This is a genomic window from Streptomyces sp. NPDC000878 (genome assembly GCF_053599695.1).
The window spans coordinates 54066-67522 of sequence record NZ_JBSFMT010000027.1; the positions used below are offsets into that span (position 1 = coordinate 54066).

The 13457-nt window shown below is 73.3% G+C and carries 10 protein-coding genes; 3 read left to right on the top strand and 7 right to left on the bottom strand.

The features are described from left to right. Positions 1 to 37: 37 nt before the first annotated feature. Positions 38 to 1873, bottom strand: a complete 1836-nt coding sequence (locus ACWDR4_RS24005; RefSeq protein WP_450411444.1) for a helix-turn-helix domain-containing protein — start codon at positions 1871 to 1873, stop codon at positions 38 to 40. Positions 1874 to 2286: 413 nt separating this feature from the next. Between ACWDR4_RS24005 and ACWDR4_RS24010 the strand changes: the two genes are divergently transcribed. Further along, complete coding sequence (locus ACWDR4_RS24010; RefSeq protein ID WP_450411446.1) at positions 2287 to 3687, top strand: esterase/lipase family protein; 1401 nt, start codon at positions 2287 to 2289, stop codon at positions 3685 to 3687. A gap of 92 nt (positions 3688 to 3779) precedes the next feature. On the opposite strand, the gene ACWDR4_RS24015 is transcribed toward ACWDR4_RS24010, so the two are convergent. Further along, the gene (locus tag ACWDR4_RS24015) at positions 3780 to 4568 is read right to left on the bottom strand and encodes a LysR substrate-binding domain-containing protein (protein ID WP_450411448.1); all 789 of its coding nucleotides are present in this window, start codon (positions 4566 to 4568) and stop codon (positions 3780 to 3782) included. Between the two features lie 79 nt (positions 4569 to 4647). Here ACWDR4_RS24015 and ACWDR4_RS24020 point away from each other — a divergent pair, with 79 nt between their 5' ends. After that, positions 4648 to 5049, top strand: a complete 402-nt coding sequence (locus ACWDR4_RS24020) for a DUF5997 family protein (RefSeq protein WP_450411449.1) — start codon at positions 4648 to 4650, stop codon at positions 5047 to 5049. Here ACWDR4_RS24020 and ACWDR4_RS24025 read toward each other — a convergent pair. The 5 genes from ACWDR4_RS24025 to ACWDR4_RS24045 form a co-directional block, all read right to left on the bottom strand. After that, positions 5000 to 6373 (bottom strand): salicylate synthase, encoded by a 1374-nt coding sequence (locus ACWDR4_RS24025; RefSeq protein WP_450411451.1) that lies wholly within the window; start codon positions 6371 to 6373, stop codon positions 5000 to 5002. The genes ACWDR4_RS24020 and ACWDR4_RS24025 overlap by 50 nt on opposite strands. Before the next feature lie 29 nt (positions 6374 to 6402). After that, positions 6403 to 7350 carry a hypothetical protein gene (locus tag ACWDR4_RS24030; RefSeq protein ID WP_450411453.1) on the bottom strand — a complete coding sequence of 316 codons (948 nt, stop codon included), beginning with the start codon at positions 7348 to 7350 and terminating at the stop codon, positions 6403 to 6405. A gap of 350 nt (positions 7351 to 7700) precedes the next feature. Continuing rightward, complete coding sequence (locus tag ACWDR4_RS24035; protein ID WP_450411455.1) at positions 7701 to 9395, bottom strand: benzoate-CoA ligase family protein; 1695 nt, start codon at positions 9393 to 9395, stop codon at positions 7701 to 7703. After that, positions 9392 to 10501, bottom strand: coding sequence for an NAD(P)-dependent alcohol dehydrogenase (locus tag ACWDR4_RS24040; protein ID WP_450411547.1), 1110 nt, complete (start codon positions 10499 to 10501; stop codon positions 9392 to 9394). The genes ACWDR4_RS24035 and ACWDR4_RS24040 overlap by 4 nt, the downstream gene beginning before the upstream one ends. A 94-nt stretch (positions 10502 to 10595) precedes the next feature. Then, on the bottom strand, positions 10596 to 11156 hold the full coding sequence (locus ACWDR4_RS24045; RefSeq protein WP_450411457.1) for a hypothetical protein: 561 nt from the start codon (positions 11154 to 11156) through the stop codon (positions 10596 to 10598). A 522-nt stretch (positions 11157 to 11678) separates the two neighbouring features. On the opposite strand from ACWDR4_RS24045, the gene ACWDR4_RS24050 reads away from it, so the two are divergent. Further along, positions 11679 to 13424, top strand: coding sequence for a SpoIIE family protein phosphatase (locus tag ACWDR4_RS24050; protein WP_450411459.1), 1746 nt, complete (start codon positions 11679 to 11681; stop codon positions 13422 to 13424). Positions 13425 to 13457: the final 33 nt, after the last annotated feature.

Below are 13457 nucleotides of genomic sequence, written 5' to 3' on the forward strand. Positions count from 1 at the left end.
GGGTGCGTGGGGGCTGGTCGCGCAGTTCCCCGCGCCCCTAGCGGCCCTGCGGGCCGAGGGGCGGTCCCTCCTCCCCTGCCAGCAGCTCCCGGCATTCCGCCGCCAGTAGTCCCATTCCGTTCGCCTCCGCTCCCACCAGTGCCGACCGGAGGAGTGTCATGCCCTCGGCCCGGCGTGTGCTGTCCTTCTCGCGGAGCAGTGCGCGGGCCTCGTTCGCCCTGAGGCGGGCCGTCTGGGGTGGTGAGCTGCCTACTACCAGGCGTTCGGCCTGGCGGAAGTGGCCGAGGGCTGTTGCCGTGTCGCCCTCCGCCAGGGACAGCAGGCCCATGGCACGTTCTGTCGGGCCGACCAGGACGACAGGCCAGCCTGCGAGGGCGATCCCCGCCGGTCTGCGGGCGAGCGCCTCGCGCAGTACCGGTACGGCGTGGGCGAGTTCGGCCGCGTAGCCGCCGTGTGCGTCGAGGCCTGCGCAGACCTCCGCCAGCAGGACCAGCGCCGGTACGGACCAGCCGTGCGGGGGGAGGGAGGTGCAGTCGGCGGTCTCCCGGAGGAAGGCGAGCAGGCGGTCGGCCGCCTCGTCGTGGTCGCCCACCTCGCAGCGGGCCAGGGCGAACCCCGCCCGCCAGACGGGGAAGTACCCGTGCCGTTCGACGCCGTCGGCGAGCCCGGAGCTGAAGAGTTCGGCCATCCTGCCCTGCTCTCTGAGCAGCCAGTACACCTGGCCCAGCCGGGTCTGCAGCAGGGTGTCGGCGGGGACCGCGAGGTCCGCCTCCAGGCTCGCGACGATCTCCCGGGACTCGCCGAAGATCCAGTCGGTGGCGGAGTCGAACCGGCCGCACCACAGGTCGAGCAGGGTGTCCAGGGTGCACTGCTGCCAGCGCGCGAGGGCGCTGCGCGTACGGGCCGCGTGCCTGCGGTGCTCGGCCACCGTGCCCGTGGCGCCGTGCACCCGGCCGACGCGGAGCTGGTCGATGGCGAGCGCGACGAGGGACTCGCCCAGGAAGTACGGGGAGCGGGCGCGCAGGGCGCAGTCCCGTAGGCGGAGGGAGACGGTCAGCGATTCGATGGCCGGGACGAAGTCGTACAGGCCCCAGCGGCACTCGGTGAGCACCTCGCAGCGCGTCTCTTCGTCCTGGCCGCCGGTGGCCAGGCCTTCCAACGTCCGGCGGGCCAGGTCCGCGCCGCGTTCGGGTCCGGCGCCGGGCCAGGCGGTGTCCTCACTGACGGCCATGGAGAGCTTCTTCGCCAGATGTGCGCCGAGGCGGAGGCGAAGTCCGGCCGCCTCGGCGCCGTCACGGCTCTTGAGCGCGGCGAGGGTCTCCCGGATCAGGTGCAGGAGTTCGTGGTCGACGCGGCCGGGATCGGACCAGCGCCGGGCCCGCCGTACGACGGCCACGGCCTGCGCCTCGGGGTTGTCCGCGCCCCACTGGTGGGCCTGGCGGTAGTAGGCGTCCGCCTCCTCCATGCGTCCGGCCAGGTAGCTGGTGTCGCCGCGGGCCAGCAGCCGGTCGAACTCCGCGCCGTACCGGGAGGGTTGGGCCGGGACCGTACTAGAGGTGGGCAGTGGTGTCGCGCGCCGGAGACCAGGTGTTCGCGCGGGCGGTACGTCGGGGGTGTCACCGCGCGACTCGGGGGCCAGGTCGAGCAGTTCGCCCTTGGCGTCCAGCGCGTCGTCGCAGCCTTCGGCGAGTTCACGGGTGACCCGGCGGTGGCCGTTCTCGATACGGCTGAGGTAGCCCCGGCTGCAGTGCACGAGGCCCGCCAGGTCGGCGAGGGAGAGTCCGGCGGCGAGCCGCCGGCGGCGTAACTCCCCGCCGAACTGCCCCGGTTCGCCCGTCACGCCTTCCGTCACGCCGTTCACCACGTCGTCCATGGGACCCCCGACCGCCCGCAATCGCCCGCCCGTTGCCCGGTGTTGCCAAATATGCCCTGGCAACACCGGATCTCTCCCTCCGACGGCGAGATCGGACAAAGCTGACCCAAAAGGCGTACGGAGCGTCCCGTCGAATGCAGGGAGAAGGCATTGAGGATCAGGATCGGGCGAAGGGAGTCGCCGGGCCGGGCAGGAAGTGACTCGTCCCTTCCTGTTTCCCGCCTTCTGCGCCTTCTGTTCCTTCTGTGCCCGCTGCGGCTTCCGTGCCTTCCGTGTCTTCTGTGCTTCCACCGCTTTCTCAGTCTCCTCGGTACTGGTCCTGGGTATCGAGGGGGAGGTCCCGGGTGTCCCACGGGGGTGGGCACCTGGGGCCTCCGCATCCGGCCACCGGGGGCGGGCACATGCGTTGTCCTGTGAGACATCCGATCGTCCTGGTCCCGGGAATCCTCGGCAGTGTCCTGGAGGGACCGACGGGTCCGCTGTGGGCGCCGGGCAAGCCGTTGCTCCAGTCCCTGGCCGAGCTGCGGGATCCGGACACCACCGGGCATCCGCTGACGCTGCGCTGCGACACGTCGTCGGTCCGGGCGTCACGGTTGTTTCCCGACGTCGCCGTGCTGCCCGGCCTGCTGCGGAGCAAGGGGTACGCACAGACCGTCGACTGGGTGCGCGGGCACTTCGACGTGACGGACGGTCCGGGCGGCGGGCTGCTGACGTTCCCGTACGACTGGCGGCTGGACAACCGGGTGCACGCCCGGCGGCTGGCCGAGGTGATCGACCTGCATGTCGCCGAGTTCCGGGAGCGGACCGGCGCGCAGGACACCAAGGCCGTCGTCATCGCCCACGGCATGGGCGGTCTGATCGCCCGCTACTACGTCGAGGTGCTGGGCGGCTGGCGCGACTGCCGGGCGCTGATCACCCTGGGCACCCCGCACCGTGGTTCGGTGCGCGCGCTCGACACGCTCGCCAACGGCTTCCGGCACCTGCCCGGCGTACGGAACCTGACCCGCGGGTTCCCCTCGGTGCACCAACTGCTGCCGGTGTACTCGGTCATCGACACCGGGGCGGGGCACATCCGGATCGAGGACGCGGCGCCCCTGCCGGGGGTGCGCCGGGATCTCGTGGGTGACGGTCTGGGCTTCCACCGGGAGATCGCGGCGGCGGCCTCGTACAACGCCGAGAGCTTTCCCGCGTACGCGCACCAGCATGTGACGCTTCCTCTGGTGGGTACCCGCCAGGGCGGCACGCTCCAGTCGGCGCGCTGGAACGGGCAGGGGGTGGTCTGCTCGGCCGAGCCGCCGGGAGCGCTGGTCCCGTCGGTTCTGGCGGACGGGGACGGTGTGGTACCCCGGGTCTCGGCGATGCCGCCCGCGCTGCCGGAGGACCGGTGCCGGTTCGTGCCGGAGGCGCACGGCGCGCTCCAGTCGCCGCGCGTGCTGACCGGTCGGCTTCTCGAACTCCTGGTACGTCTCCAGGCGCCCGGTCTGATGAACGTGCGCGGCCCGTCGGATCCGGCGGTGCGGGTGCCTCCGGCCATCAGCAGCGAGGTCGACGATGCGTACGTCTGCTCGGCGCCGGTGGTTTTGCGCGCCCGGGTCGTGGGTGCGGCCCGGGCTCCGGAGCGGGTGCGGGCGACGGTGAGGCGGGAGGACGGTGAGACGTTTTCTCTGGTTCTGGGGGAGGTCGCGCCGGGGCGGTACGAGGTGCGGAGGGTGTTGGAGCCGGGGTTGTACGAGATCGAGTTCGCCGCGGACTCCGGTGCGCGGGTTCCGGACCCCGTGCAGGACTGCTTCGCGGTGTTGCCTGAGCCCGGATAGGCGGTTTCTTCACCGCGGCCCGGTGGGGGCTGGTCGCGCAGTTCCCCGCGCCCCTTTCGGGGCGCGTTCCGCGCCGCCTCCCCAGGGCCCCTCTACGACTTGCGGCGGGGTTTGCCCTGGCGGGCGCCGCCTGTCCTGCCGGAACCGCCGCTTCGGGCGCTCTTACCCGCTGCTCCGCCCTTCCCGGCGCCCCCGCCCCGGGCTGCCGACCGTCCCGCAGGAGGCTGGGGGCGCTTCTTGGGCTTCGGCTGGTCCGTCTTTGGCTCCTCCCTGCGGCCTCGGGAGCTGTTGACCGTGCGGCCTCGGACGATGCCGATGAAGTCCTCGACCAGGTCGGTCGTGCGGGCCTCCGGCCAGGACAGGGCTACCTGGGACTCGGGGGCGTCGGTGACCGGGCGGTAGGTGAGGTCCTTGCGGTGGTGGAGGCGGGCCAGGGACTGGGGCACGACGAGGACGCCGATCCCGGCGGCGACCAGTTCGATCGCGTCCTCGGTCGTCGCGGGGCGCTCCAGCGCGGGGCGGCCGGGGAGGTTCTCCCAGGCGAGGGTGTCGTCGAGGGGGTGCAGCACGATGTCGTCGGCCAGGTCCTCGGCGGTGATCTCGTCGACGGCGGCCACGACATGGTCCCTGGGGACCACGACCACCGTGGTCTCGGTGTAGAGGGGGATCGCGCTGAGGACCGTACGGTCGACCGGCAGGCGTACGAGGCCCGCGTCGGCGTCGCCGGACAGCAGCAGGTCGTGCGCCTCGGCGGGGGACGCCTGGAGCAGGGTCAGGCGGACGTCGGTGCGCCGCTCGTTCCAGATCCGCACCCACTTGGCGGGGATCACTCCCGGGACGTACGCGAGACGGAACGCGGGGGAATCTTCCGAGCCAGTCACCGCGCCAGGCTACCTGCCCCGCCTCCTGCCCTGTCCGCCGTGGTCGGCGTTGGTTCGTACGCTCGATACCCTGGACCCCATGACGACGCACCAGACCTCCCAGACCATGAAGCCCGCGACCGCGGCGAAGAAGCTGGGTGTGTACCTCCAGGCCACCCCCGCGGAGTTCCAGGAGGGTGTCGTCACGCGCGCCGAGCTGACCGCGCTGCAGACCGACCCGCCGGCCTGGCTGAGCGACCTCCGCCGCGACGGTCCGCACCCCCGTCCGGTGGTCGCCGCGAAACTGGGCGTCTCCATCGCGGGGCTCGCCCGGGGCGGGGTCACCGAGCCCCTGACCACCGAGCAGATCGACGCGCTGAAGCAGGACGACCCCGGCTGGCTCCGCCGGGAGCGCTCCGTGCAGGCCGACGTCCGCAAGGAAGCGGCGCGCGTCAAGGAGTTGCAGCAGGACAAGCAGGAGCAGGAGCGGCAGGGTCAGTAGGCGCGCCGGGCCGCGGTACCAGGTAGGGCGCGATGCTTGCCAGCTTCTCGCGTGTCTCCTCCGTCTCCCGTTCCGGGCGTGAGTCCGCGACGATGCCCGCGCCCGCCTGGACCCAGGTGCGGTCCCCCTCCTGGAAGACGGTGCGCAGGACCAGCGCCGCGTCCAGGGAGCCGTCGCTCGCGGCGGTGAGGACCGCGCCCGCGTACAGCCCGCGCTCCTCCCCCTCCAGCCTCCTGATCCAGGGATAGGCCGCCGCCTTCGGGATACCCGAGGCGGTGACGGCCGGGAACAGCGCGGCGAGGGCGTCCCAGCAGGTGAGCTGGACGGGGAGGCGGGCTTCGACGGTCGAGGCGAGATGCTGCACGCTGCCGCGCTCCTTCACTGTCATGTACTCCGTGACGTGCGTGCTGCCGGGCTCACCCAGCGCGGCCAGTTCCTCGTAGGCGGCCCGGACGGAGATGGCGTGCTCGACGATCTCCTTGCCGTCGTGGCGCAGGACCTCGCGCAGCGCCGCCGCGGCACAGGGGTCGGCCGGCCGGGCCCTGGTCCCGGCGAGCGGCTGGGTGCGGACCGTGCCGTCCGGGGTGACCTCGACGACGGTCTCGGGGCTGAAGCCCGTGGCCCGTGTCTCCCCGAGGTGTAGCAGGAAGGAACGGGCGGGCGAGTTGGCGCGGCGCCCCGTGACATAGGTCGCCGGGAAGTCGACCGCGAAGCCGACGGGCATCCTGCGCGAAAGGATCACCTTCTGGAGGGCCCCGGCCCGGATCCCGTCGACCGCCACACGGACGGCGGCGGTGTACGAGGGGTCCGCGGGCGGGTCCGGCCAGGGCATCGGCGGTGGGGTGAACGGCGGGGCGGGCGGGGTGCGGAGCTGCTCGGCGAGGCGGCGGAGCCGGTGCGGATCGCTCGCGCGCAGCAGGGTTCCGGCCGGCGTGATGCGTACCTCCTCGTGCGGGACGAAGAGGTGGAGGAGGGGCCGGTGCGGAGTCCGGTCGAGGAAGTCCCCGCCGGTGTCGGTCTGTTGGGCGTGGGCCAGTTCGAAGCAGGCCGTGCCGTAGAGGCGCCAGTCCTCGACGGGGAGTGCCGCGAGGAGCCCCGCGAGGGCGGGCAGGGGCCGGTCGTGCCACGGGATGTCCTTGCGGTCCGTGCCGCAGGTGTAGTGGAGGTGGGTCCGGCCGACCGTGATCCGGGCGAGGGCGGCCCGGGCGAAGAACCAGGACTCCCCCTGTTCGTACGCGAGGTAGGGGTCGTCGTCGCCGGAGGCGCGGGCGAGGGCGGCCAGGGTGAGGACCGGGTCCTGAACCGGCGGGCCCGCTTCGGTCACGTAACCGAGGGTCTGTCGCACGGCGTGCCTCACTCCCCGCCCACTGCGGCACCGACGCCCGCGGCCATGTCGTCGACGGCCTGCCGCCACAGCCGGGGGATCGCCTCGGCGCCGGTCAGCGCGCTGTCGATCTGGAACGAGGCGGTGGAGGTCTCGCCGTAGAGGAAGAGGCCCACGGCGAGGGGGAAGCCGTTCGGGCAGCAGATGATCGGGGCGAAGCGGTGGACGGGGTCGCCGTGGTACCGCAAGGGCTTGCGGACCGTGAAGATCGAGCCGACGGCCGTCAGACTGTCCGGTCGGGCGCTGCGGGCGATCACCTGGTCGAGGAGGGTTCTGGGAGCGTGCCGGGTCAGCCGGTACAGGGACTGCCGGTAGGCCGGGTCCTTGAGCGGGCCGGTGGGCGTGAGGGTGCGGCGCAGCCGGACGGGGGCCGGCATCGAGCCGCCGGGCAGGTCGAGGCGGGCCAGGAAGAAGCGGTTGCCGGGCAGGGCCGTCTCGTCGTGGGTGCGCAGATTGACGGGGACCATCATCGGGAGCGGGTCCCGGCAGGACTCGGGCCGGTGTTCGGCGGCCCACTGGCTGATCGCGTGGGTGAGCGCGGCCAGGTGGACGTCGTTGCGGGTGGCGCCGTACGCCCGTGCGGTCTCGCGCAGCAGCCGGTTCGGCATGTCCTGCCAGAGGGTGTGGCGGCGGCCGGACAGCGGCTGTGCGCTCGATGTCCACAGTCCGTGCGGGCGGGTGCCGCGCCAGGTGTGCGCGACGGTGCCGAGGACCTGGCGGGGCCCGGGCAGGCCCGTGCCCTCGAACCGGGGGACGGTGGACGAGGTGGGGCCGCTGCCCTCGTCGGGGCCGAAGAGGGTCTCCAGGACGGAGACGATGTTCCCTGCGTCCTGGACCGAGTGGTGCGTGAGATAGACGAGGCAGTACTCGTGGGCCGCGTGTCCGGCCAGGACGACCAGCCGCCACGGCGGGCGCACCGACGGGCAGGAACTGCCGCAGCAGTTCGCGTACGGCGTCGTCGACGCCGTCGGCGCCCGCGCGGGACCGGTGTGCGCCGACGTGCTGCTCCAGGTCGGGCCGTACGGAGACCCAGCGGGGCGGCCCGTCGTCGGCCCGCAGCACATGGCTGAGGCACGGCAGCCGGTCCAGCCGCCGGCTGACCCGCCCGCGCAACTGCGCCAGGTCGGGCGGACTCCCCGTCAGATGCACCACGGCTCCGACCCTGGGCTCGGCCTCGGGATGCGAGGCATGCTGCCCGGCGGCGTGGAAGAGCAGGTCGACGGGGTTGGGGGCGGGAGGTGCGAGGACGGAGGTGAGGACGGGCATGTCAGTCGGCTCCTGGGGCTGATTCGGTCACGGGGGTCACGGTCGCGGTGGGTTCGGTCTCGTGTGGGGGCGGTGGGGCCTGGAGTGGGACGCGCAGGTTCGGTGTCGGGTGGGCCAGGCGGGTGGCCGCCTCTCGCTGGACGAGGCGTCGGTTGACCTTGCCCGTGGCGGTGGTCGGCAGGGCCGTGAAGGTGAGGACGTGGCGTGGGCATTCGTACGCGGCCAAGGTCTCCCGGCAGAACGTGGTCAGCTCGTCGGGGTCGAGGGAGTCGCCGGGGACGGCCGGGATCACGCAGGCCACGGGGCGGTCGAGGCCGTCGGCGTCCGGGGCCGCGACCACGCAGGCGGCGGCGACGGAAGGGTGTTCGAGGAGACGGTTCTCGACCTCGGTGGGCGCGACCCAGATGCCGCCGCTCTTGATCATGTCGTTGGCGCGTCCGAGGCAGACGTACTGGCCGTCGGCGTCGCGGGTGAAGAGGTCGCCGGTGTTCAGCCACGCGCCGTGGAACACCGTGTGGGTGGCGTCCGTACGGCGCCAGTAGCCGGTGGCCGCCGAGGGGGCGCGCACCTTGAGGACGCCGGGGGCGCCGGGCGGGGCCTCGCCGCCGTCGGTCGCCGATTCGATGCGCAGTTCGTATCCCGGTACCGGGGTGCCGAGTGTGCCGGGCCGGGTGTGTCCGGGGCGGTTGGTCAGGAAGATGTGCAGGGCCTCGGTGGAGCCCATCCCGTTGACCAGGCCGGTGCCGAAGCGGGCCCGGAAGCGGTGCTGGAGTTCCGGTGGCAGCGGTTCCCCGGCCGACACGGCCAGGCGTACGCCGTGGAAGGCGTCGTCGGGCAGGTCGGGGGCGCGCAGCAGGGCGGCGTAGGAGGTGGGGACGCCGAAGAAGACGGTCGGCTCGTCCTCGGACAGGCGGCGGGCGATGCTCGCCGGGGTGGGCGGGGCGGGGTCGAGGATCGCGGCGGCTCCGGCGGCGAGCGGCAGGAAGCAGGAGTTGCCGATGCCGTAGGCGAAGAAGAGCTTGGCGACCGAGTAGCAGCGGTCTTCGGGGCGCAGGCCCAGGGTCTGGCGTCCGTAGCGGTCGGCGACGACGCGGATGCTGCCGTGCCGGTGCATCGCGGCCTTGGGGGTGCCGGTCGTCCCGGACGTGTAGAGCCACAGCGCCGGTGAGTCCTCGGTGGTGCGGTCCGGTGCCCGGTCGGCGTCTCCGCAGGCATCCCCGACGGCCATCAGGTGCTCCCATCTGATCCGGATGACCGGGGCCGGGGGCTGCACCGGCGCGTCGTCCAGGACGACGACCCCGAGCAGATCGGGCACGTACGAGGGATCCTCCAGGGCGCCCTGCGCGTGCCGGCCGAACTCCGCGTCGATCAGTGCGTAGCGGCAGCGGGAGTCGGCGAGGAGTGCCGCCAGTTCGCGGGGCGGGCTCATCGTCGACACGGGGACGGGGACGGCGCCGATGCGCAGCAAGGAGAGGAGGGCGACGACCGTCTCCGGGGTGTCGGCGGCATGGATCAGCACGCGTTCCTCGGGCCGTACGCCGAGCGCCCGCCGGCCCGCGCCCGCCCGGGCGACGCGGGCGGCGAGGGTGTCGTACGTGAGGGTGGCGCGGGGGCCGATCAGTGCGGGCCGGTCGCCGAGGCCGCGGGTGATCTGGCGGTCGACGAGATGTGCGGCGGCGTTGAAGGGGGTGCTCATGCCGGGCCTCCGAGGAAGGTCAGGACCGGTTTGACGGCGTGGCCGTGGCGCATGTCGTCGACGGCCTGGTTGATCTGGCTCAGGCGGTAGAGGGAGATCAGCCGGTCGAAGGGGAAGCGTCCGGCGCGGTGCAGGTCGAGCAGTCTGGGGATGAAGAGGGCGGGGGTGGAGTCGCCCTCGACGATGCCGCGCACCTGGCGTCCGAAGAGCAGGGCGGCCATGTCGAGGGACACCTCCGTGCCGAGGGCCGCCGCGCCGAGGAGGCCGCAAATGCCTTCCTGGGCAAGGCAGTCGACGGCCTGGCGCAGTACCTGTGCCGAGCCGGTGGCCTCGATGCTGTAGTCGGCGCCGGCTCCGCCGGTGAGGTCGCGGAGGGCGGTCACCGGGTCGGTGGCGGTGAGGTCGATGGCGTGGGTCGCGCCGACGGACTTCGCGCGGGCGAGGCGGGCCCGGTTGCGTCCGACGACCGCGATGGTCGTACAGCCCGCGACGGCACCGGCCATGACGGCACCGCAGCCGACGGCGCCCGCGCCGAAGACGGCGAGGCTGCTGCCGGGCGTACAGCGCAGGGAGTTGAGAACGCTGCCGGCCCCGGTCTGGAAGCCGCAGGCGAGCGGTCCGAGGAGTTCCAGGGGCAGGGTCGTGTCGACCTTGACGACGGAGCGGGCGGCGGCGACGGCGTGCGTGGCGAAGGACGACTGGCCGAAGAACGTGCCGTGGACCCGGGTTCCGGTGCGGTCGAGCAGCGGGGTGGAGCCGTCGGGGCGGGTGCCGGCGAAGTTGCGGGCGGCGAAGTCGTCGCAGTACGCGGACCGGCCGGCCAGGCAAGTCCGGCAGCTGCCGCAGGAGTTGAAGCTGAGGACGACCCGGTCGCCGGGGAGTGGATGCCGTACGCCGGGGCCGACGGCCTCGACGACGCCGGCGCCCTCGTGGCCCAGAACGGCGGGCAGCGGGACCGGGTACCACTGGTCGCGGCAGATCAGGTCCGTGTGACAGATGCCGGTGCCCGCGAGCCGCACCAACACCTCGCCGTGGCGCGGCTGTTCGAGTTCCAGTTCGCGGACGGCGAAGGGCTGCCGGGGTCCTTCGGCGACAGCTGCGGTGATCTTTCACGACGGGCCCTTCCTGGGGCATGGTGGGCACAACTGGTGGGCGGGCGAAGAGGAGTGACGGTCCGTCAGGCGGGACGGCCGACGCGTGTCAGGTGTCGCCCTTGCACATGCGCAGGAGTTCCAGGGCCAGTCGGGTGCCGTCCTGGCCGAGCCGGTGGTGGAAGCGCTCGACGATCTCGCGCTCCCGGGCCAGGTCGGTGCGGGACATGGCGCCTTCGAGGCGGGAGACGCAGATACCCCGGCTGACTCCGCCACGGGCCGTGATCAGGCCCATCAGGTCGTCGTCGAGGGCGTCGATCAGGGCGCGTTGGCGGGCGACCTGGGCGACGGCGGAGCGTGCCCCGGTCAACTCGGGGCGGGACACGGGTCGTTGAGGGCTGTGCGGACGGCGTTGCCAGGCCTGGACGGTCGTCAGCAGCAGGTCGAGGTCCGTGAGGGTGTTGTAGTGGTGGCAGCTGACGCGGATGCCGCCCACCCCGGAGGTGTAGCGCACGCTGACGGCGACTCCCGCCGTGAGCAGCGCGCGCATCAGCGCGGTGTCGGACGGAGCGCGCCCCGTGCTGAAGGTGACGATCCCGGAGCGGTGCCGGGATTCCCGTGGGGGGCCGCGCAACCCGGTCACACACGTGCCGGGCCGCCAAAGCCGCATGGCATGGGACCTGGGCACACCACCGGACAGCCGAACCCGCCCGATCCAGCGCCTGCCTCGCGCCCGCCGACCGCCCGTAGGAGGCCGCGTCACCCGATCGCACACGTGCGGGGCCGCCCAAGCCGCACGGCATGGGCCATAGGCACACCGGACAGCCGAACCCCAACCAGCCCGGCACCTGCCTCGCGCCCGCCGACCGCCCGTGGGGGGGGCCACGTAACCCGGTCACACACGTGCGGGACCGCCCAGGCCACACGGCACGGGCCCCGGGCACACCGAGCAGCCGAACCCAACTGCCCCGGCGCCTGCCTCGCGCCCACCGACCGCCCATGGGGGGGGCCACACCCGGTGACACTCGTGCGGGCCGCCCGGGCCGCGAGGCATGGGCCCTGGGCCACCGCATCCGCGTCGCGTGTCGTGCGGCCTGCTCACGGACCGGCTCGACGTGCACGAGTCCCCCGGGTGGCCGATCATTGTCTCTGCCGTGCGGCAAGTGCTACGACGACGAGAGGTGCGGTGGCCATGGACGCATTCCGGCCGCTGCTCTTCGGGAACTTCGAGGCGCTGCTCGCCGGGCCCACCGCCGCGGACCTGCCCCGGCTGGTCGAGGAGTACGGGCTGCTGCACCGGCTCGTCGAGGGCACGGCCGCCGGTGTGGTCGTCCTCGACCCGGACCTGCGTTTCCTGTACGTCAACCCGCACATGGTCCGGATCAGCGGCCTGTCGGCGGAGGAGCTGCTGGGGCGGACCCTGGCCGAGGCGTCGCCGGACGTCGACCGGCCCGAGAGCGTGCTGCGGCAGGTGCTGTACGACGGGCAGCCCCGTGAGCTGGTGGGCACCGGGCACACGCGCGTGGACCTGCCCTTCACCCGCCGCGCCTGGCACGCCACCTATCACCGGCTCCAGGACGGGCGGGGCCGGGTGCTGGGGCTCGCCGGGATCTTCCTGGAGATCAGCGCCCCGCAGCAGCACGTCGACGAGCTGGAGCGCGCGCACCGCCGGATGACCTTGCTGGACACCGCCACCGCGCGCATCGGCACCACCTCCGACGTCCAGGCGACCTGCGGCGAGCTGGCCCAGTTCATGGTGCCGGACCTGGCGGACGCGGCCGGGGTCGAGCTGAACCTCGATGTGAAGGCCGGTCCGCACCGGCCGCCGCCGGGAGTGCTGCGGCTGCGCCGGACGGCCCTCGCGGCGGTGCCCGGCGTCAAGGACGCGGTGCAGGCCCTGGCCGGTCTCGGCGACACCCTGGACTATCCGCCGGGCACGGAGATCCGCGCCTGTCTGGACGCCGGCCGGCCCTGGCTGAGCAACGGCATCTCCGAGCAGCAGTGGCACTCCGGGGCCGTGCACGCGCGGCGGGCCACCGCCTACCGGGACATCGGCGTCCACTCGGTCCTCGTCCTGCCCCTGATCGCGGGCCGCCGCCCCCTGGGCACCCTGTCGCTCGTGCGCGCGTTCGACTCCCCCGGTTTCACGGTCGACGACGTGTCGGTGGCCCAGGAGCTGGCGCACCGGGCCGCCCGCGCCCTGGAGCGCGCCGCCCTGCACACCCGCGAGCACAGCATGGCCCTGGAACTCCAACACGCCCTGCTCACCGAGACCACCGCGCCGCCGGACCCGCACGCGCGGACGGCGTTCCGCTATCTGCCCGCCGACGACGTGGCCCTCATCGGAGGTGACTGGTTCGACCGCCTGGCGCTGCCCGACGGCCGGAACCTGCTGGTCATCGGGGATGTCATGGGGCACGGGGTCGAGGCCGCCGTCGCGATGAGCCACTACCGCTCCGCACTGCGCGCCCTCGCCATGGCGGGCCTCCCCCCGCATCTGCTGCTCGCGCACGCCGACCGCACGGTCGCCGACTCCGGGTTCGACCGGGTCGCCAGCTGTCTGCTGGCCCTGGAGGATCCCGCCCGGCGGACCATGTCGTACGCGAACGCCGGCCATCTCCCGCCCGCCTTCCTCTCCCCCGACGGCCGGGTCGCCCTCGTCGAGGTGCCTGTCGGCCCGCCCCTGGGCACCGGTTTCGGCAGCTACACGACGCTGACCCGCCCGGCGGTCCCGGACGGTGTGCTGCTGCTCTACACGGACGGGCTGGTGGAGCGGCGCGGCGAGGACATCGATGTCTCGCTGCGCCGTCTGACCCGGCTGCGGCTCTCGCCGCGCGCCTCCCTGGACGTCATCCTCGACGACGTACTGGCCCAGCTCGCGGACGCTCCCGCCGAGGACGACATCGCTGTCCTGGCGGCCCGTTCACGGCCGTCCTGACCGGCGGGCGAGCACGGTCACGGTCGCCTCCTC

What these genes read in the sequence shown, in the direction of transcription:
- ACWDR4_RS24035 (WP_450411455.1), bottom strand. Translation starts at nt 9,395, where the DNA reads ATGAGCACCCCCTTCAACGCCGCCGCACATCTCGTCGACCGCCAGATC.
- ACWDR4_RS24050 (WP_450411459.1), top strand. Translation starts at nt 11,679, where the DNA reads ATGGACGCATTCCGGCCGCTGCTCTTCGGGAACTTCGAGGCGCTGCTC.
- ACWDR4_RS24020 (WP_450411449.1), top strand. Translation starts at nt 4,648, where the DNA reads ATGACGACGCACCAGACCTCCCAGACCATGAAGCCCGCGACCGCGGCG.
- ACWDR4_RS24045 (WP_450411457.1), bottom strand. Translation starts at nt 11,156, where the DNA reads ATGCGGCTTTGGCGGCCCGGCACGTGTGTGACCGGGTTGCGCGGCCCC.
- ACWDR4_RS24005 (WP_450411444.1), bottom strand. Translation starts at nt 1,873, where the DNA reads ATGGACGACGTGGTGAACGGCGTGACGGAAGGCGTGACGGGCGAACCG.